The sequence below is a fragment of the Pseudomonas sp. GM24 genome (assembly GCF_000282235.1).
Classification (GTDB): Bacteria; Pseudomonadota; Gammaproteobacteria; order Pseudomonadales; family Pseudomonadaceae; genus Aquipseudomonas.
Window position 1 is genome coordinate 1 of sequence record NZ_AKJR01000160.1, and the last position, 20,274, is coordinate 20,274.

Annotated in this window: 14 protein-coding genes; 9 read left to right on the plus strand and 5 right to left on the minus strand. The window is 59.8% G+C overall.

The window, feature by feature from the left end:
* Positions 1-138: 138 nt before the first annotated feature.
* From PMI23_RS18165 to PMI23_RS18185, 4 genes are all read right to left on the minus strand, one after another.
* A complete protein-coding gene (locus tag PMI23_RS18165; protein WP_007909051.1) occupies positions 139-2,985 on the minus strand; it encodes a valine--tRNA ligase in 2,847 nt (948 codons plus the stop codon).
* Between the two features lie 194 nt (positions 2,986-3,179).
* Positions 3,180-3,575 carry a hypothetical protein gene (locus PMI23_RS18175; RefSeq protein ID WP_007909050.1) on the minus strand — a complete coding sequence of 132 codons (396 nt, stop codon included), beginning with the start codon at positions 3,573-3,575 and terminating at the stop codon, positions 3,180-3,182.
* Between the two features lie 8 nt (positions 3,576-3,583).
* Entirely contained in the window at positions 3,584-4,012 is a 429-nt protein-coding gene (locus PMI23_RS18180) for a DNA polymerase III subunit chi (RefSeq protein ID WP_007909049.1), read from the minus strand.
* Positions 4,013-4,069: 57 nt separating this feature from the next.
* Positions 4,070-5,560, minus strand: a complete 1,491-nt coding sequence (locus PMI23_RS18185) for a leucyl aminopeptidase (protein ID WP_007950052.1) — start codon at positions 5,558-5,560, stop codon at positions 4,070-4,072.
* Between the two features lie 576 nt (positions 5,561-6,136).
* On the opposite strand from PMI23_RS18185, the gene lptF reads away from it, so the two are divergent.
* From lptF to pdxJ, 8 genes are all read left to right on the plus strand, one after another.
* Complete coding sequence (gene lptF / locus PMI23_RS18190; RefSeq protein ID WP_007909044.1) at positions 6,137-7,258, plus strand: LPS export ABC transporter permease LptF; 1,122 nt, start codon at positions 6,137-6,139, stop codon at positions 7,256-7,258.
* Entirely contained in the window at positions 7,251-8,312 is a 1,062-nt protein-coding gene (gene lptG / locus PMI23_RS18195) for an LPS export ABC transporter permease LptG (RefSeq protein WP_007909032.1), read from the plus strand. The genes lptF and lptG overlap by 8 nt, the downstream gene beginning before the upstream one ends.
* Positions 8,313-8,485: 173 nt before the next feature.
* Positions 8,486-10,285, plus strand: coding sequence for a translation elongation factor 4 (lepA, locus tag PMI23_RS18200; RefSeq protein ID WP_007909029.1), 1,800 nt, complete (start codon positions 8,486-8,488; stop codon positions 10,283-10,285).
* A gap of 5 nt (positions 10,286-10,290) precedes the next feature.
* Positions 10,291-11,145, plus strand: a complete 855-nt coding sequence (gene lepB, locus PMI23_RS18205; protein WP_007909027.1) for a signal peptidase I — start codon at positions 10,291-10,293, stop codon at positions 11,143-11,145.
* Between the two features lie 169 nt (positions 11,146-11,314).
* The gene (rnc, locus tag PMI23_RS18210; protein WP_016986099.1) at positions 11,315-12,004 is read left to right on the plus strand and encodes a ribonuclease III; all 690 of its coding nucleotides are present in this window, start codon (positions 11,315-11,317) and stop codon (positions 12,002-12,004) included.
* Entirely contained in the window at positions 11,997-12,899 is a 903-nt protein-coding gene (gene era / locus PMI23_RS18215; protein ID WP_007909024.1) for a GTPase Era, read from the plus strand. Before rnc ends, era begins: the two co-directional genes overlap by 8 nt.
* Positions 12,900-13,015: 116 nt before the next feature.
* Positions 13,016-13,705, plus strand: coding sequence for a DNA repair protein RecO (recO, locus tag PMI23_RS18220; RefSeq protein ID WP_007909023.1), 690 nt, complete (start codon positions 13,016-13,018; stop codon positions 13,703-13,705).
* Positions 13,706-13,807: 102 nt separating this feature from the next.
* Positions 13,808-14,554: a pyridoxine 5'-phosphate synthase gene (pdxJ, locus tag PMI23_RS18225; protein ID WP_007909022.1), complete on the plus strand. Its 747-nt coding sequence runs from the start codon at positions 13,808-13,810 to the stop codon at positions 14,552-14,554.
* A 72-nt stretch (positions 14,555-14,626) separates the two neighbouring features.
* On the opposite strand, the gene mltF is transcribed toward pdxJ, so the two are convergent.
* The gene (gene mltF, locus PMI23_RS18230) at positions 14,627-16,087 is read right to left on the minus strand and encodes a membrane-bound lytic murein transglycosylase MltF (protein ID WP_081498726.1); all 1,461 of its coding nucleotides are present in this window, start codon (positions 16,085-16,087) and stop codon (positions 14,627-14,629) included.
* Between the two features lie 285 nt (positions 16,088-16,372).
* On the opposite strand from mltF, the gene purL reads away from it, so the two are divergent.
* Positions 16,373-20,269, plus strand: a complete 3,897-nt coding sequence (gene purL, locus PMI23_RS18235; RefSeq protein WP_007909020.1) for a phosphoribosylformylglycinamidine synthase — start codon at positions 16,373-16,375, stop codon at positions 20,267-20,269.
* Positions 20,270-20,274: the final 5 nt, after the last annotated feature.

Sequence of the window (20,274 nt, forward strand, 5' to 3'; positions counted from 1 at the left end):
AGGCTGCGATCTTTTGATCTTGACCCTGAAAAACAAGATCAAAAGATCGCAGCCTTCGGCAGCTCCTACAGGGGAAGGTGGCGGGAACCATAAAAAAGGGAGGCCGCATGGGCCTCCCTTTTTTATTGCGATTTGCCGTTACAGGCTGGCAATCCGCGCGTGCTGCTCGGCCAGTTTGCCCAGGGCTTGTTCAGCCTCGGCCAGTTTGGCGCGTTCTTTTTCGATGACTTCGGCCGGGGCCTTGTCGACGAAACCGGCGTTGGACAGTTTGCCGCCAACGCGCTGGACTTCGCCCTGCAGACGCAGGATTTCCTTGTCCAGACGCGCCAGTTCAGCGCCCTTGTCGATCAGGCCGGCCATTGGTACCAGCACTTCCATCTCGCCAACCAGTGCGGTGGCGGACAGCGGCGCTTCTTCGCCGGCCTTCAGAACAGTGATCGATTCCAGTCGCGCCAGTTTCTTCAGCAGCGCTTCGTTCTCGGTCAGACGGCGCTGGTCTTCAGCGCTGACGTTCTTCAGGTAGATTGGCAGCGGTTTGCCCGGGCCGATGTTCATTTCGCCACGGATGTTACGCGTGCCGAGCATCAGTTCCTTGAGCCATTCGATGTCGTCTTCGGCCGCGGGATCGATGCGCTCTTCGTTGGCCACTGGCCACGCTTGCAGCATGATCGTCTTGCCCTGAATACCAGCCAGCGGCGCGATGCGCTGCCAGATTTCTTCAGTGATGAACGGCATGAACGGATGCGCCAGACGCAGCGCCACTTCCAGTACGCGAACCAGCGTGCGGCGGGTGCCGCGCTGACGTTCAACCGGCGCATTCTCGTCCCACAGCACTGGCTTGGACAGTTCCAGGTACCAGTCGCAGTACTGGTTCCAGATGAACTCGTACAGCGCTTGTGCTGCCAGGTCGAAACGGAACTGATCGAGTTGACGGGTCACTTCGGCTTCGGTGCGTTGCAGCTGCGAGATGATCCAGCGATCCGCCAGCGACAGCTCGTAGGCTTCGCCGTTCTGGCCGCAGTCTTCGCCCTTGTCCAGAACGTAACGCGCGGCGTTCCAGATCTTGTTGCAGAAGTTGCGATAGCCTTCGACGCGGCCCATGTCGAACTTGATGTCGCGACCGGTCGAGGCCAGCGAGCAGAAAGTGAAGCGCAGGGCGTCGGTGCCGTAGCTGGCGATGCCGTCGGCGAACTCCTCGCGGGTCTGCTTCTCGATCTTCTTCGCCAGTTTCGGCTGCATCATGCCGGAGGTGCGCTTCTGCACCAGCTCTTCCAGCTCGATACCGTCGATGATGTCCAGCGGATCCAGGACGTTGCCCTTGGACTTGGACATCTTCTGGCCCTGGCCATCGCGCACCAGACCGTGCACATAAACGGTCTTGAACGGCACCTGCGGCGTGCCGTCTTCGTTCTTGATCAGGTGCATGGTCAGCATGATCATCCGGGCAACCCAGAAGAAAATGATGTCGAAACCGGTGACCAGTACGTCGGTGGAGTGGAATTTCTTCAGGAACTCGGTCTGCTCAGGCCAGCCCAGGGTGGAGAACGTCCACAGGCCGGAACTGAACCAGGTGTCGAGTACGTCGTTATCCTGTTGCAGCGCCACGTCCGGGCCGAGGTTGTGCTTGGCACGCACTTCGGCTTCGTCGCGACCGACGTAGACCTTGCCCGACTCGTCGTACCAGGCCGGAATCCGGTGGCCCCACCACAGCTGACGGCTGATGCACCAGTCCTGAATGTCGCGCATCCACGAGAAGTACATGTTTTCGTACTGCTTCGGCACGAACTGGATGCGGCCGTCTTCAACGGCGGCAATCGCAGGCTCGGCCAAAGGCTTGGTCGACACGTACCACTGGTCGGTCAACCACGGCTCGATGATGGTGCCGGAGCGGTCGCCTTTCGGGACTTTCAGGCCGTGGTCGTTGACGCTGACCAACAGGCCGGCGGCGTCAAATGCCGCAACGATTTGCTTGCGCGCTTCGAAACGCTCAAGACCTGCATATTCAGCCGGAATCTGGCCATCGATGCTGTCGTTCAGCGTGCCATCAAGGTTGAACACCTGCGCTGCCGGCAGCACGTTGGCGTTCTTGTCGAAGATGTTCAGCAGCGGCAGGTTGTGGCGCTTGCCGACTTCGTAGTCGTTGAAATCGTGGGCCGGGGTGATTTTCACGCAACCGGTGCCGAATTCAGGATCGCAGTAATCGTCGGCGATGATCGGGATGCGGCGGCCAACCAGTGGCAGCTCGACAAACTTGCCGATCAGGGCCTGGTAGCGCTCGTCGTTCGGGTTCACCGCAACGGCGGAGTCGCCGAGCATGGTTTCCGGACGGGTGGTCGCGACGATCAGGAAGTCGTTGCCGTCAGCGGTTTTTGCGCCGTCAGCCAGCGGGTACTTAAGGTTCCACAGGAAACCTTTCTCGTCGTGGTTTTCCACTTCGAGGTCGGAAATCGCCGTGTGCAGTTTGGTGTCCCAGTTGACCAGGCGCTTGCCGCGATAGATCAGGCCGTCTTCGTGCAGGCGTACGAAGGCTTCTTTAACCGCTTCCGAGAGGCCGTCGTCCATGGTGAAGCGCTCGCGGCTCCAGTCAACGGACGAGCCGAGGCGGCGGATCTGACGGCTGATGTTGCCGCCGGACTGATCCTTCCACTCCCAGACTTTCTCGAGGAATTTTTCGCGGCCCAGATCATGGCGATTCTGGCCCTGGGCTTCGAGTTGACGCTCCACCAGCATCTGCGTGGCGATACCGGCGTGGTCGGTACCCGGTTGCCACAGGGTGTTGCGACCCTGCATGCGGCGGAAACGGATCAGGGCGTCCATGATCGCGTTGTTGAAACCGTGACCCATGTGCAGGCTGCCGGTGACGTTCGGCGGCGGGATCATGATGGTGTAGGAGTCGCCCGCGCCTTGCGGGGCGAAGTAGTTCTCGGACTCCCAGGTGTTGTACCAGGAAGTTTCAATGGCGTGCGGCTGGTAGGTCTTATCCATGCGCGGCGGGACCCTATTGGCATTAATTCAGGAAAAGCCGACGAGTATAGCGGGGCATGGGGCCGAGGGCGAGCGGGGCGGGCCGGATGGAGATCTAAATGTAGGAGCTGCCGAAGGCTGCGATCTTTTGATCTTGTCTTTAAAAAACAAAGGCCAAAAGATCGCAGCCTGCGGCAGCTCCTAAACGGGACGGGTTATTCGTACTGACTCAGCAGCCGTTCCATCCGCGCATCGAGCCGGCGTTTGATTTCGGTTTCGATGTGCGGCGCGAAGTCGTCGATCACGTCCTGCATGATCAATTGCGCGGCGGCGCGTAGTTCGCTGTCGAGGTGGAGCAGGGCGTCCGGGCCTTTATTCACAGGTGCCACAGGTTGCGCGGCGGGTGTCGGGGCTGGCGCGGGTGATGGTTCGACAGCAGCCGGCTCGGCGCCGACAGAGTCAAACAACATCGGAATCTGTTCCTGTTCGCCGTCGTCGACCGTGTCGGTCAACAGCGGTGGTTGCAGGTTGTCGTCGCCGAGCAACTGGCGAATCGATTCGAGATCGTCCAGCAGGTGTGTTGGCTTTTGCTGCGGTTTCGGAGTGTCCATTGGAATGCTCAGAGTCGCTGTAAACGGTGATCTTGCAGAGGATAGCCCTGTTCGCGGTAGAAACGGAAACTCTCCCGCGCGGCCGCCCGAATCGTCGGATCTTCGACCACCACTTCCGCCACGCGGGCGAATTTGCTGGCGAAGGCCGGGACTTTCAGATCGAGATTGACCAGTAAATCCTGATGCTGACCGCAGTCGTCACCCAACCCCAGCACAATCAAACCGTCCGGTTCACTGTCAGCCGGGCCGTGAGGCACGAACGTTTCGCCCTTGAATGCCCACAGGCGCGCATCGAGATCGTCACGCTGAGCCGCATCGCTGCAATGCAGATAGATGCGATGGCCCATGCGCCAGGCTTTCTCGGTGAGTTTGCAGGCAAAATCCAGGCGAGCCGACGGGTCGGCGCTGGGCAGGATGTAAAAATCGACTTTGGTCATTGCGGTTCCAGAGCGGCAAGCGGCGTCACCCGAGAGTGACGCCGCCCATCAGCGGGTTCAGGCTTTGGCGCGATCCAGCAGGTACTGGGTCAGCAGAGGTACTGGACGGCCAGTGGCGCCCTTGTCCTTGCCACCGCTGGTCCATGCGGTGCCGGCGATGTCCAGGTGCGCCCAGTTGAGGTTTTTGGTGAAGCGTGAGAGGAAGCACGCGGCGGTGATCGTGCCGGCCTTCGGCCCGCCAATGTTGGCGATGTCGGCAAACGGGCTGTCCAGTTGTTCCTGGTACTCGTCGAACAGCGGCAGTTGCCAGGCGCGGTCGTCAGCGGCTTTACCGGCGCTGAGCAGTTGGCCGATCAGTTCGTCGTTGTTGCCCAGTAGACCCGAGGTGTGCGCACCCAGTGCGACGACGCAAGCGCCGGTCAGGGTGGCAATGTCGATCACCGCTTGTGGCTTGAAGCGCTCGGAGTAGGTCAGCGCATCGCACAGCACCAGACGGCCTTCGGCGTCGGTGTTGAGGATTTCCACGGTCTGGCCGCTCATGGTGGTGACGATGTCGCCTGGACGTGTCGCGTTGCCGCTCGGCATGTTTTCCGCGCAGGCGAGGATGCACACCAGGTTGATCGGCAGTTTCAGCTCAAGCACGGCGCGCAGGGTGCCGAACACGGAGGCAGCGCCGCCCATGTCGTATTTCATTTCGTCCATGCCGGCGCCTGGCTTCAGGCTGATGCCGCCGGTGTCGAAGGTGATGCCTTTACCGACCAGTGCGTACGGCTTCTCGGATTTCTTGCCGCCGTTGTATTGCATGACGATCAGGCGCGGCGGCTGCTCGCTGCCTTGGCCGACGGCGTAGAACGAGCCCATGCCCAGGGATTTGATCTTCTTCTCGTCGAGGACTTCGACTTTCAGATCCTTGAACTCTTTGCCGAGGTTCTTCGCTTGTTCGCCGAGGAAGGTCGGGTGGCAGATGTTCGGCGGCAGGTTGCCCAGATCGCGGGTGAAGGCCATGCCGTTGGCGATCGCAGTGGCGTGGTTCACGGCGCGTTGCACTTCGGCTTGGGCGGCCTTGATGGTCAGCAGGGTGATTTTCTTCAGGGCGCGCGGTTCGGCTTTCTGGCTCTTGAACTGGTCGAAGGTGTATTCGCCGTCCACCAGGGTTTCCGCCAGCAGACGGGTTTTACCGTAGCTGTCGCGGTTTTTGACAATAATTTCATCCAGCGCCAGCACGGCGTCGCTGCCGCCCAGGCCCTTCAGGGTGTTGAGGATGCCAGCAACGATTTTGCGGAACGGGCGGTCGCCCAGTTCTTCATCCTTGCCCACACCGACCAGCAGCACGCGCTCGGCTTTCAGGTTTGGCAGGCTGTGCAGCAACAGGCTCTGGCCGACCTTGCCGGCCAGATCGCCACGCTTGAGAACGGCGCTGATCGCGCCACCGCTGAGTTCGTCGACCTGTTTGGCGGCGACACCGAGTTTGCGGCCTTCACCGACGGCAACCACCAGGGTGGCGGTTTTCAACGTTTCTGGGCCAACGCTTTTTACAACCAGTTCCATGTCCGGATCCCTGAATGAATGGTCAACACGCAGGCGTTCGACGGTGTCCGCAGTCGCCTGCTTATAGATAGAAGAGGCGCAGGCCAAAGCCTGCGACAAGGGCCGCAGTTTGAACCTCGCTCCCCGCGCCTGACAACCCTAGGGGGCGTTCTCAATTAGTTTTCACACCGCGTTGTCGCCTTAAAGCCAGCCAGGCAAGGCGCAGGCCGCTGGGAATGGTTGTTCCCTTTCCAAGGCCTGCAACGCAGACTGGCCGGCTTTAAGGCACAACCCGAAGGGCCGGGCCTGCTGTTGTGCAGGGCTGCGTTGCTCGAAGCTTATTTGGAATGACCAAACCACGCTTCTCGCGCCTTGCCCTGCACAACAGCAGACCCGGCGCGGTGTGAAAACTAATTGAGAACGCCCCCTAGGTTGTACGATCTGCAAAGGATTACAGACATGGATGAGTGTGCGCAGTGACAGGCGCCTCCAATCACAGGATAATGCCGCATCTTTTTTCGACGGCTCTGCGTTGCGGGCCGGTCGATGTGTTTGCTTGTTTGGCCGCCTTAGCCTGACAACCCTGGAGTGTCTGGTTTGATCGTCTTCCGTTATCTGTCCCGCGAAGTCCTGTTGACCCTCAGCGCCGTGAGTGCCGTGCTGTTGGTCATCATCATGAGCGGTCGCTTCATCAAATACCTCGCTCAGGCCGCTGCCGGTCAGCTCGATCCGGGCTCGCTGTTCCTGATCATGGGCTTTCGTCTGCCGGGGTTTCTGCAACTGATTCTGCCGCTGGGCCTGTTCCTCGGGATCCTGCTGGCCTACGGTCGTCTGTATCTCGAAAGCGAGATGACCGTGCTGTCGGCCACCGGCATGAGCCAGCAGAAGCTGTTTCGCATGACCTTGTTTCCAGCGACCCTGGTTGCGCTGGTGGTGGCATGGCTGAGCCTTGGGCTGGCCCCACAAGGCGCCAACCAGTTCCAGTTGCTGCTGAACAAGCAGGACGCGCTGACCGAATTCGATACCCTCGAGCCGGGACGCTTCCAGGCCCTGCGTGACGGCACCCGGGTGACCTACACCGAAACCCTGAGTGACGATCGCGTCAACCTGGGTAGCGTGTTCATTTCGCAGAAGAACCTCGGCGCCGATCAAAAGGATCGCGGGATTTCCGTGCTGGTGGCTGAAAGCGGTCGCCAGGAAGTGCGCCCCGACGGCAACCGCTATCTGATCCTCGATAACGGCTACCGCTACGACGGCAGTCCGGGTCAGGCCGATTACCGTGCCATTCATTACGAAACCTACGGCGTGCTGTTGCCCAAGCCGGACGTCAGCGAAGAAGTCACCGATCGCGACGCCATGCCGACCTCGTCTCTGCTGGGCAGCGATGACATTCGCTCGAAAACCGAACTGCAATGGCGTTTGTCCCTGCCGCTGCTGGTATTTATCGTGACCTTGATGGCGGTGCCACTGTCGCGAGTCAATCCGCGCCAAGGGCGTTTCCTCAAGCTGCTGCCGGCGATTCTTCTTTATATGGCTTACCTGACCATCCTGATTGCCGCCCGCGGCGCCCTTGAAAAAGGCAAGATCCCGCCGGCCCTTGGCCTATGGTGGGTGCACGCGATCTTCCTGTTCATCGGTCTCGGCCTGCTCTATTGGGAGCCGCTACGCCTGAAGATGGCCAGCCGTCGCTCCGCAGCGCTGGAGGTGGCCCGTGGTTAAACTCGATCGCTACATCGGCAGCAGCGTGTTCATGGCGATCATTGCCGTGCTCGCCATCATTCTCGGCCTGGCGACGCTGTTCGCCTTCATCGATGAGATGGGTGACGTCAGCGAAACCTACACCCTCGTTGATGTCCTGAGCTTCGTACTGCTGACCGCGCCGCGCCGTCTCTACGAAATGCTGCCAATGGCCGCATTGATCGGCTGCCTGATCGGCCTCGGCAGTCTGGCCAGCAGCAGTGAGCTGACGGTCATGCGCGCTGCAGGCGTGTCCATCGGCCGTATTGTCTGGGCTGTAATGAAGCCAATGCTGGTGCTGATGCTGGCCGGTGTGCTGATCGGCGAGTACGTTGCTCCGGCAACCGAAAGCATGGCGCAGGCCAATCGCTCGCTGGCGCAAGGCAGCGGCGACGCGCAGAGCGCCAAACACGGTATGTGGCACCGTCAGGGTGAAGAATTCATCCACATCAACGCCGTGCAACCGAACGGCCTGTTGTATGGCGTGACCCGCTATCACTTCGACAAGGAGCGCCATCTGCTGAGTTCGAGCTTCGCCAAGAAGGCCGAGTTCGACGGCAATAAGTGGCAACTCACCGACGTTGCCACCACGCTGTTCCATGAGCGCAGCACGGAAGTCGTCAATACCCCGAGTGAGCAATGGGACGTGGCGTTGAGCCCGCAATTGCTCAGCACCGTGGTCATGGCGCCGGAATCGCTGTCGATCAGTGGCTTGTGGGGTTACATCCACTACCTGTCCGAGCAAGGCCTGAGCAACGGCCGTTACTGGCTGGCATTTTGGGTCAAGGTGTTGCAGCCGTTGGTCACTGCCGCTCTGGTGTTGATGGCGATCTCCTTCATCTTCGGTCCGTTGCGTTCGGTGACTCTCGGTCAGCGCGTGTTCACCGGTGTTCTGGTGGGCTTCACCTTCCGTATCGTCCAGGATTTGCTCGGCCCGTCGAGCCTGGTGTTCGGTTTCTCGCCGCTGTTCGCGGTACTGGTGCCGGCCGGGGTTTGTGCGCTGGCGGGTGTCTGGCTCCTGCGAAGAGCCGGTTGATGACAGGCGATTGACCTGTGCTTTAAACCTCGAAAACGCCTCGGTCGACAGATCGGGGCGTTTTTGCATGCAATCCGGGTGACAGGCGAACGTGACGCTTGCGCCGTGTATCAGGTACAATTCCCGGCTATTTTTCGGCGGGCTATGCCTGCAGCCTTTTTGAGTGTTGATCCGTGAGTGATTTGAGTCATATCCGCAATTTCTCCATCATCGCCCACATTGACCATGGCAAGTCGACGCTGGCCGATCGCTTCATCCAGATGTGCGGCGGCCTGGCCGAGCGTGAAATGGAAGCCCAGGTACTGGATTCCATGGATCTGGAGCGTGAACGCGGGATCACCATCAAGGCCCACAGCGTTACCCTCTATTACACCGCCAAAGACGGCATCAAGTATCAGCTGAACTTCATTGACACCCCGGGCCACGTCGACTTCACCTACGAAGTCAGCCGTTCCCTGGCCGCGTGTGAAGGTGCCTTGCTGGTGGTCGATGCGGGTCAGGGTGTTGAAGCCCAGTCCGTGGCCAACTGCTACACCGCCATCGAGCAGGGCCTTGAGGTCATGCCGGTGCTGAACAAGATCGACCTGCCGCAGGCTGATCCTGAGCGCGTCAAGGACGAGATCGAGAAGATCATCGGCATCGACGCCACCGACGCCGTCACCTGCAGTGCCAAAACCGGCCTGGGTGTCGACGAAGTGCTCGAGCGCCTTGTGCAGACCATTCCTGCGCCGACCGGCAACATCGAAGATCCGCTGCAAGCGTTGATCATCGATTCCTGGTTCGACAACTACCTGGGCGTTGTCTCCCTGGTGCGCGTGCGTCATGGTCGCGTGAAGAAGGGCGACAAGATCCTCGTCAAGTCCACCGGCAAGATCCACCTGGTCGACAGCGTTGGCGTGTTCAACCCGAAACACACCGCCACCGCTGACCTCAAGGCCGGCGAAGTGGGCTTCATCATTGCCAGCATCAAGGACATTCACGGTGCACCGGTCGGTGACACCCTGACCCTGAGCTCGACCCCGGACGTTGAAGTGCTGCCCGGCTTCAAACGCATCCAGCCGCAGGTTTACGCCGGTCTGTTCCCGGTCAGCTCCGACGACTTCGAGGATTTCCGCGAAGCGCTGCAGAAGCTGACCCTCAACGACTCGTCGCTGCAATACACCCCGGAAAGCTCCGACGCACTGGGCTTCGGCTTCCGTTGCGGGTTCCTCGGCATGCTGCACATGGAAATCATCCAGGAGCGCCTTGAGCGCGAGTACAACCTGGACCTGATTACCACGGCGCCGACGGTAATCTTCGAGCTGGTGCTGAAAACCGGTGAAACGATTTACGTCGACAACCCGTCCAAGCTGCCGGATGTGTCGTCGATCGAAGACATGCGCGAGCCGATCGTGCGCGCCAACATTCTGGTGCCGCAGGAACACTTGGGCAACGTCATCACCCTGTGCATCGAGAAGCGTGGCGTTCAAGTCGACATGCTGTTCCTCGGCAATCAGGTGCAAGTCACTTACGACCTGCCGATGAACGAAGTGGTCCTGGACTTCTTCGACCGTCTCAAATCCACCAGCCGTGGCTATGCTTCGCTGGATTACCATTTCGATCGTTACCAATCGGCTAATCTGGTGAAACTGGACGTGCTGATCAACGGCGACAAGGTCGATGCCCTTGCATTGATCGTGCACCGTGACAACTCGCACTACAAAGGTCGCCAGTTGACCGAGAAGATGAAAGAACTGATTCCTCGTCAGATGTTCGACGTAGCCATTCAGGCCGCCATCGGTGGTCAGATCGTTGCCCGGACAACCGTCAAGGCGCTCAGAAAGAACGTATTGGCCAAATGCTACGGTGGTGACGTCAGCCGTAAGAAGAAACTGCTCGAGAAGCAAAAGGCCGGTAAGAAACGCATGAAGCAGGTCGGCAACGTGGAAATTCCACAAGAAGCCTTCCTTGCCGTGCTCAGGTTGGATAGTTAGGTCCTATGTCACTAAATTTCCCGCTGTTGCTGGTCATCGCCGTGTTCGTCTGCGGCCTGTTGGCGTTGCTTGATCTGTTGATCCTGGCACCGCGTCGGCGTGCTGCCATTGCCTCTTATCAAGGCAGCGTCAGCCAGCCTGACGGGGTGGTCGTTGAAAAACTGAATAAAGAGCCGCTGCTGGTCGAATACGGCAAGTCGTTCTTCCCGGTGTTGTTCATCGTGCTGGTACTGCGCTCGTTCCTCGTGGAGCCGTTCCAGATCCCTTCGGGCTCGATGAAACCGACCCTGGATGTCGGCGACTTCATTCTGGTGAACAAGTTTTCTTACGGGATCCGCCTGCCGGTGATCGACAAGAAAATCATCGAAGTCGGTGATCCGCAGCGCGGCGATGTGATGGTGTTCCGCTACCCGAGCGATCCGAACGTCAACTACATCAAGCGTGTAGTGGGTCTGCCGGGTGACACGGTGCGTTACACCGCCGACAAGCGTCTGTTTGTGAACGGCGAGTCGATTGCCGAGCAGATGGTCGGTGCCGAGCCGGGCACGCTGGGCAGCGCCGAACTGTACAAAGAGAAACTGGGCGCCGCCGAGCACCTGATCCGCAAGGAAATGAGCCGCTACCGCGCCACGCCGGACCGCTCGTGGACAGTGCCTGCCGGGCACTACTTCATGATGGGCGACAACCGCGACAACTCGAATGACAGTCGCTACTGGGATGATCCGAACATTCCCAAGGATCTGCTGGGCATGGTTCCCGACCAGAATATCGTCGGCAAGGCCTTCGCGGTCTGGATGAGCTGGCCAGAACCGAAACTCAGTCACCTGCCGAATTTCTCGCGGGTTGGCCTGATCAAGTAATCACACACGGCGCTGTTGACCACAGCGCCGAATGCATTTCTGGAGTCGGCACAATCGGCTTCGCAATCGCCAGGATTTAATTTTTGAACACAGCGTTAATTGTCCCAGGCCTGCGCCGCATCCCGGCGATGGCAGTGGAATCCAGCCACGAACTCAGCGTGGGTAAACCGTGAGCGTTTCTCTAAGCCGTCTCGAGCGTCAGCTCGGTTACACCTTCAAGGACCAGGAGCTGATGCTGCTGGCTCTGACGCACCGCAGTTTTGCCGGGCGCAACAACGAACGCCTGGAATTCCTTGGCGATGCCATCCTCAACTTCGTTGCCGGCGAGGCGCTGTTCGATCGCTTCCCGCTGGCCCGCGAAGGCCAGTTGTCGCGTTTGCGCGCACGTTTGGTAAAAGGTGAGACGCTGGCCGTACTGGCGCGCGGTTTCGACCTTGGCGATTACCTGCGACTGGGTTCCGGCGAGTTGAAAAGCGGCGGTTTCCGTCGCGAATCGATTCTGGCCGATGCCCTCGAAGCCTTGATCGGCGCGATCTATCTCGACGCCGGCATGGACATGGCGCGTGAGCGCGTGCTGGCCTGGCTGGCCGGTGAGTTCGAAGGCCTGACGCTGGTCGACACCAACAAGGATCCGAAAACCCGCCTGCAGGAACACCTGCAATCGCGCGGTTGCGATCTGCCACGCTACGAAGTGGTAGATATCCAGGGCGAGCCGCACTGCCGAACCTTCTTCGTCGAGTGCGAAGTTGTCTTACTGAATGAAAAAAGCCGAGGTCAGGGTGTGAGCCGTCGTATTGCCGAACAGGTAGCGGCCGCCGCAGCACTGATTGCCCTGGGCGTGGAGAATGGCAATGACTGATACAAACGCAACTCGCTGTGGCTATGTTGCCATCGTCGGCCGTCCCAACGTTGGCAAGTCCACGTTGCTGAACCACATCCTTGGCCAGAAGCTCGCGATCACTTCGCGCAAGCCGCAGACCACTCGCCACAATATGCTCGGGATCAAAACCGAAGGTGACGTGCAGGCGATCTACGTCGACACCCCCGGCATGCACAAGGGTGGCGAAAAGGCCCTGAACCGCTACATGAACAAAACCGCTTCGGCGGCGTTGAAAGACGTCGACGTGGTGATCTTCGTGGTCGACCGCACCAAGTGGACCGACGAAGACCAGATGGTTCTTGAACGCGTGCAGTACGTGACGGGTCCGCTGATCGTCGCGCTGAACAAGACCGACCGCATCGAAGACAAAGCCGAGCTGATGCCGCACCTGAGCTGGTTGCAGGAACAACTGCCGAACGCGCAGATCATTCCGATTTCGGCGCAACACGGGCACAACCTTGACGCGCTGGAAAAGGTCATTGCCGATCATCTGCCGGAGAACGATCACTTCTTTCCGGAAGACCAGATCACCGACCGCAGCAGCCGTTTCCTCGCTGCTGAACTGGTGCGCGAGAAAATCATGCGCCAGATGGGCGCTGAGCTGCCGTACCAGATCACCGTCGAGATCGAAGAGTTCAAGCAGCAGGGCAAAACCCTGCACATCCACGCCTTGATCCTCGTTGAACGTGACGGCCAGAAGAAGATCATCATTGGCGACAAGGGCGAGCGCATCAAACGCATCGGCACCGAAGCGCGCAAGGACATGGAGCTGCTGTTCGACTCCAAGATCATGCTAAACCTGTGGGTCAAGGTGAAGGGCGGCTGGTCCGACGACGAGCGTGCGCTGCGTTCGCTGGGTTACGGCGACCTGTAAGCGATTCGAAGATCAAAAGATCGCAGCCTTCGGCAGCTCCTACAATGTCTTGTTTACACCTGTAGGAGCTGCCGAAGGCTGCGATCTTTTTTGCAATCCCGACCGGGAAAAACGTCATGTCGCAAAACCCGCCTCCTGCCCAACCCGCCTACGTCCTGCATTCTCGCGCCTACCGCGAAACCAGTGCGTTGGTGGATTTCCTCACGCCGCAAGGTCGGCTGCGGGCGGTGTTGCGCAGTGCGCGGGGCAAGGCCGGGACATTGGCGCGGCCGTTCGTGTCGCTGGAAGTGGAGTTCCGCGGCAAGGGTGAGTTGAAGAATGTCGGGCGCATGGAGAGTTCTGGTGCCTCTGCCTGGCTCAACGGCGAAGCGCTGTTCAGCGGTCTCTATCTCAATGAGTTGCTGATTCGTTTGCTGCCCGCTGAAGACCCGCATCCGGGCGTATTCGATCACTACGCCGCGACTTTGCTAGCGCTGGCTGAAGGTCGACCGCTGGAGCCATTGCTGCGCTCCTTCGAGTGGCGACTGTTGGACGATCTCGGTTACGGCTTTTCGTTGAATACCGACGTCCATGGCGAGCCCGTCGCGCCAGACGGTCTCTATCGTCTGCAAGTGGATGCGGGGCTTGAGCGGGTTTTCCTGCTGCAGCCGGGCCTGTTCAACGGCGTCGAATTACTGGCCATGGCCGAAGCCGACTGGACCGCGCCCGGTGCGCTGTCCGCCGCCAAGCGCTTGATGCGGCAGGCCTTGGCCGTTCATTTGGGCGGTCGCCCTCTCGTCAGTCGTGAGCTGTTTCGCAAGCCCTAAGGGTCTGTTTACGTCTGGAAGCGGCGCAACGGGCCCAGACGTAAACAGACCCTTCACCGTGTATGCTGTGCGCCGAATCTTTTTCTTCAGGAGCGCGCATCCGTGACCACCAGTAATCGCATTCTTCTTGGCGTGAACATCGACCACGTCGCCACCCTGCGTCAGGCCCGTGGCACGCGCTACCCGGATCCGGTCAAGGCTGCGCTGGACGCGGAAGAGGCGGGCGCTGATGGCATTACCGTGCACCTGCGTGAAGACCGCCGGCACATTCAAGAGCGCGACGTACTGCTGCTCACGGATGTGCTGCAAACCCGCATGAACTTTGAAATGGGCGTTACCGAAGAAATGATGGCGTTCGCCGAACGCATCCGTCCGGCGCACATTTGCCTGGTCCCGGAAACCCGTCAGGAACTGACCACTGAAGGCGGTCTGGATGTAGCGGGGCAGGAAGAGCGCATCAAGGCAGCGGTTGAACGTCTGTCGAAGATCGGCAGCGAAGTGTCGCTGTTCATTGATGCCGACGAGCGTCAGATCGCTGCATCGAAGCGCGTCGGTGCGCCAGCGATCGAGCTGCACACCGGTCGTTACGCCGATGCCGAAACCCCGACCGAAGTGGCTGAAGAATTGAAGCGTGTGGCGGACGGTGTGGCGTTTGGTCTGGCTCAGGGTCTGATCGTTAACGCGGGTCACGGCTTGCATTACCACAACGTTGAAGCCGTAGCGGCAATCAAGGGTATCAACGAACTGAACATCGGCCATGCGCTGGTGGCACATGCGTTGTTCGTCGGCTTCAAGTCTGCAGTATCGGAAATGAAGGCGCTGATTCTGGCGGCCGCTCTCAAGGGCTAAGATCAAAAGATCGCAGCCTTCGGCAGCTACAGGTGGATTGTAGGAGCTGCCGAAGGTTGCGATCTTTTGCTTTTAAAGCGGGGCAGGTTCTTGCGCGGGTTTTGACTTGTCGATGCCGGGCACATGCAAATTGCCTTCAGCCACTTGATCACCCTCAAGCTGCGGCTGCGTCACCCAGGTCAAAATGTCGTAGTAACGACGAATGTTCGCCACAAAATGCACCGGCTCGCCGCCTCGGGCGTAGCCATAACGCGTCTTGCTGTACCACTGCTTCTGGGAAAGGCGCGGTAGGATCTTCTTCACGTCCAGCCATTTGTCCGGGTTCAACCCTTCCTTGGCCGTCAGCTTGCGCGCGTCATCCAGATGACCGCTGCCGACGTTGTACGCCGCCAGGGCGAACCACGTGCGATCCGGTTCCTTGATCGAATCGTCGAGCTGGTCCTTCATATAAGCCAGGTACTTGGCGCCGCCCATGATGCTCTGCTTCGGATCGAGGCGGTTGGACACACCCATCGCCTGAGCGGTGTTCTGTGTGAGCATCATCAGGCCGCGCACACCGGTTTTCGAGGTGACGGTCGGCTGCCACAGCGATTCCTGATAACCAATGGCTGCCAGCAGGCGCCAGTCGACTTTCTCTTTCTTCGCGTAATTCTTGAAGTGCTGTTCGTATTTCGGCAGGCGCTGCTGCAAGTGCTGGGCGAAGGTCGTGGCACCCATGTAGCCGAGGACATCGACGTGGCCGTAATAACGATCCTTCAAGCGTTGCAGGGTGCCGTTCTTCTGCACCTTGTCCAGATACGCGTTGATTTCGTTGAGCAGGCTATTGTCTTCTCCCGGGCCGACCGCCCAGCTCTGGCTGCGCGCATCGCCAAGGTCGAAGGCCACGCGAATATTGGTGAAATACACCTGGTTCATCGCCACTTCGTTGGAGTCGACCAGGGTCAGGTCAATCTGCCCTTCATCGACCATGCGCAGCAGGTCGACCACTTCAACCGCATCGGACTCTTCATATTCAATGCCGGGGAATTTCTTTTTCAGCTCCGCCAGTTGTTCGGCATGGGTACTGCCTTTGAGCACCATAATCTTCTTGCCGACCAGATCACCCGGGTCGGTCGGCCGCGACTGACCGTTGCGATAAATGATCTGCGGGGTGACTTCCAGATAGGAGTGCGAGAAGCGCACCTGTTTCTTGCGCTGTTCGCTGCTGACCAGACCGGCGGCAGCCAGCACCGGGCCATTCGGTTTGCCGATCTGGTCGAACAGGTCGTCGAGGTTGTCGGCGGTCTCGATCTTCAGCTCGACACCCAAATCGTCGGCGAAGCGCTTCACCAGCTCGTATTCGAAGCCGGTTTCACCGCTGCGATCCTGAAAGTAGGTGGCGGGGCTGTTACGGGTAATCACCCGCAGCACACCATCCTCCTTTACGCGCTCGAGTGTGTTGGGTTTATCAACACAGCCACCGAGCATCAGGAAGAGTCCGGTTGCGATCAGCCATTTGGCGTACCGCGGACGCAAAGCCGTTGGGAAAAACATCTGCGCAGTATACGCAAACGGCCACGGGCGCCATATCTCGACAGTGCAGGGCGAGTCTGCTAGCGATCACAAAATAGGACGAAACCCCACAGAAACGGGCCTTTACGGCTTTTTGTTACAGTAAAAATAAGCGGCCTCTGAATGGTTGATTTACCTGACTCTGAAGTCGGAAACACAGATTGATACCCGAGTGCAACCGTGCGTAGCGTTTCGGGTGATGTTGAGGGCGGTTTAGGCTAGAATGCACGGCCTCAAAGCACACCCCTTCCCGAGGCTGTCCCGAAGATGTTGATCCTGCGCGGCGCTCCTGCCCTTTCTGCCTTTCGCCACAGCAAACTCCTTGAGCAACTGAGCCAGAAGGTTTCAGCTGTCAGTGGCCTGTATGCTGAATTCGCTCACTTCGCCGAAGTCACCGGCGTCCTGACCGGCGACGAACAGCAGGTGCTAGCGCGCCTTCTGAAGTACGGCCCAAGCGTTCCGGTACAAGAGCCGACCGGTCGTCTGTTTCTGGTGTTGCCGCGTTTCGGCACCATCTCGCCATGGTCGAGCAAGGCCAGCGACATCGCCCGCAACTGCGGCCTGAGCAAGATCCAGCGTCTGGAGCGCGGTATCGCCTTCTACGTTGCCGGTCAGTTCAGCGAAGCCGAAGCCCAGCAGATTGCCGATGTACTGCATGACCGCATGACGCAAATCGTGCTGGCCAACCTCGAACAGGCCGCCGGTCTGTTCAGCCACGCCGAGCCGAAGCCGCTGACTGCAATCGACATCCTTGGTGGTGGTCGCGCCGCGCTGGAAAAAGCCAACACCGAGCTGGGCCTGGCCCTGGCCGAAGACGAGATCGACTATCTGGTCAACGCCTTCAACGGCCTCAAGCGCAACCCGCACGACATCGAACTGATGATGTTCGCCCAGGCCAACTCCGAGCACTGCCGCCACAAGATCTTCAACGCCAGTTGGGATATTGATGGCGAGAACCAGGAAAAAAGCCTGTTCGGCATGATCAAGAACACCTACGTGATGCACAGCGAAGGCGTTCTGTCGGCTTATAAGGACAACGCCTCGGTGATCGTCGGCAACGTTGCCGGCCGTTTCTTCCCGAATCCTGAAACCCGCCAGTACGGCGCGGTGCAGGAGCCGGTGCACATCCTGATGAAGGTTGAAACCCACAACCACCCGACCGCGATCGCTCCGTTCCCGGGCGCGTCGACCGGTTCCGGTGGCGAGATCCGTGATGAAGGTGCAACCGGTCGTGGCGCCAAGCCAAAAGCCGGCCTTACCGGTTTCACCGTGTCCAATCTGCAGATCCCGGGCTTCGAACAGCCGTGGGAAGTGCCGTACGGCAAGCCTGAGCGCATCGTTACCGCGCTGGATATCATGATCGAAGGCCCGCTCGGCGGCGCGGCGTTCAACAACGAATTCGGTCGTCCGGCCCTGACTGGCTATTTCCGTACCTTCGAACAGTCGATCACCACTCCGCACGGTGACGAAGTTCGTGGTTACCACAAGCCGATCATGTTGGCTGGCGGCATGGGCAACATCCGTGAAGAGCACGTCAAGAAAGGCGAGATCGTCGTTGGCTCCAAGCTGATCGTCCTCGGCGGCCCGGCGATGCTCATCGGTCTGGGCGGCGGCGCGGCCTCCTCGATGGCCACCGGCACCAGCTCGGCGGATCTCGACTTCGCTTCCGTGCAGCGTGAAAACCCTGAAATGGAGCGTCGCTGCCAGGAAGTCATCGACCGTTGCTGGCAACTGGGTGACAAGAACCCGATCAGCTTCATCCACGACGTCGGCGCGGGCGGTCTGTCCAACGCCTTCCCGGAGCTGGTCAACGACGGCGACCGCGGTGGTCGTTTCGAACTGCGCAACATTCCAAACGACGAGCCGGGCATGGCCCCGCACGAAATCTGGTCCAACGAATCCCAGGAACGTTACGTTCTGGCGGTCGGCCCGGAAGACTTCGAGCGCTTCCAGGCGATCTGCGAACGCGAGCGCTGCCCGTTTGCAGTAGTCGGTGAAGCCACCGCTGAACCGCAACTGACCGTGACCGACAGCCACTTCGGCAACAACCCGGTTGACATGCCGCTGGAAGTGTTGCTGGGCAAAGCCCCGCGCATGCACCGTTCGGTGGTTCGTGAAGCCGAGCTGGGCGATGACTTCGATCCGTCGAACCTCGACATCACCGAATCCATCGAGCGCGTTCTGCATCACCCGGCCGTGGCGAGCAAGAGCTTCCTGATCACCATCGGCGACCGCACCATCACCGGCCTGGTTGCCCGTGACCAAATGGTTGGCCCGTGGCAGGTTCCGGTGGCTGACGTTGCCGTCACCGCTACCAGCTTCGACGTTTACACCGGTGAAGCCATGGCGATGGGCGAGCGCACTCCGCTGGCACTGCTGGACGCTCCGGCGTCGGGCCGCATGGCCATCGGCGAAACCCTGACCAATATCGCTGCTTCGCGCATCAACAAGATCTCCGACATCAAACTGTCGGCGAACTGGATGTCCGCTGCCGGTCACCCGGGCGAAGACGCGCGTCTGTACGACACCGTGAAAGCGGTCGGTATGGAACTGTGCCCTGAGCTGGGCATCACCATTCCGGTGGGCAAGGACTCGATGTCCATGGCCACTCGCTGGAACGATAACGGCGAAGAAAAAACCGTGACCTCGCCGATGTCGCTGATCGTGACCGGTTTCGCGCCAGTGGCTGACATCCGTCAGACCCTGACCCCGGAACTGCGCATGGACAAGGGCACCACCGACCTGATCCTGATCGACCTCGGTCGCGGTCAGAACCGTATGGGCGCTTCGATCCTTGCACAGGTACACGGCAAGCTCGGCAAACACGCGCCGGACGTCGATGACGCCGAAGACCTGAAAGCCTTCTTCGCGGTGATCCAAGGCCTCAACGCCGACGGTCACCTGCTGGCTTACCACGACCGTTCCGACGGTGGTCTGCTGACTTCTGTAGTGGAAATGGCCTTCGCTGGCCACTGCGGTCTGAGCCTGAACCTCGACAGCGTTGCCGAGTCCTCGTCCGAAATCGCTGCGATCCTGTTCAACGAAGAACTGGGGGCGGTGATCCAGGTTCGTCAGGACGCCACGCCAGACATCCTTGCGCAATTCAGCGCGGCCGGTCTGGGCGACTGCGTGTCAGTGATCGGTCAGCCGATCAACAATGGCCAGATCAACATCACCTTCAACGGTGACACCGTGTTCGAAGGCCAGCGTCGTCTGCTGCAACGTACCTGGGCTGAAACCAGCTACCAGATCCAGCGTCTGCGTGACAACGCCGACTGCGCCGAGCAAGAGTTCGACGTGCTGCTGGAAGAAGACAACCCGGGCCTGAGCGTCAAGCTCAGCTACGACGTCAACCAAGACATCGCCGCGCCTTACATTAAGAAAGGCATCCGTCCACAGGTTGCCGTGCTGCGTGAGCAGGGCGTCAACGGTCAGGTGGAGATGGCTGCCGCGTTCGACCGTGCCGGTTTCAACGCGATCGACGTGCACATGAGCGACATTCTCGCCGGCCGTGTCGACCTGAACGAGTTCAAAGGTCTGGTGGCCTGCGGTGGTTTCTCCTACGGCGACGTGCTCGGTGCCGGTGAGGGCTGGGCCAAATCGGCACTGTTCAACAGCCGCGCCCGCGATGCGTTCCAGGGCTTCTTCGAGCGTAACGACAGCTTCACTCTCGGCGTGTGCAACGGTTGCCAGATGATGTCCAACCTGCACGAGCTGATCCCGGGCAGCGAGTTCTGGCCGCACTTCGTGCGCAACCGCTCCGAGCAGTTCGAAGCGCGCGTGGCGATGGTGCAGATTCAGGAGTCGAACTCGATCTTCCTGCAGGGCATGGCCGGTTCGCGTATGCCGATCGCCATTGCTCACGGTGAAGGTCACGCCGAATTCTCCAGCGAAGAAGCACTGCTGGAAGCCGATCTGTCGGGTTGCGTGGCGATGCGTTTTGTCGACAACCACGGCAAGGTCACCGAGCGTTATCCGGCCAACCCGAACGGCTCGCCGCGCGGGATTACCGGTCTCACCAGCCGTGATGGCCGTGTGACGATCATGATGCCGCACCCGGAGCGTGTGTTCCGTGCCGTGCAGAACTCGTGGCGTTCGGAAGACTGGAACGAAGATGCACCGTGGATGCGTATGTTCCGTAACGCGCGCGTCTGGGTTAACTAAGGCCT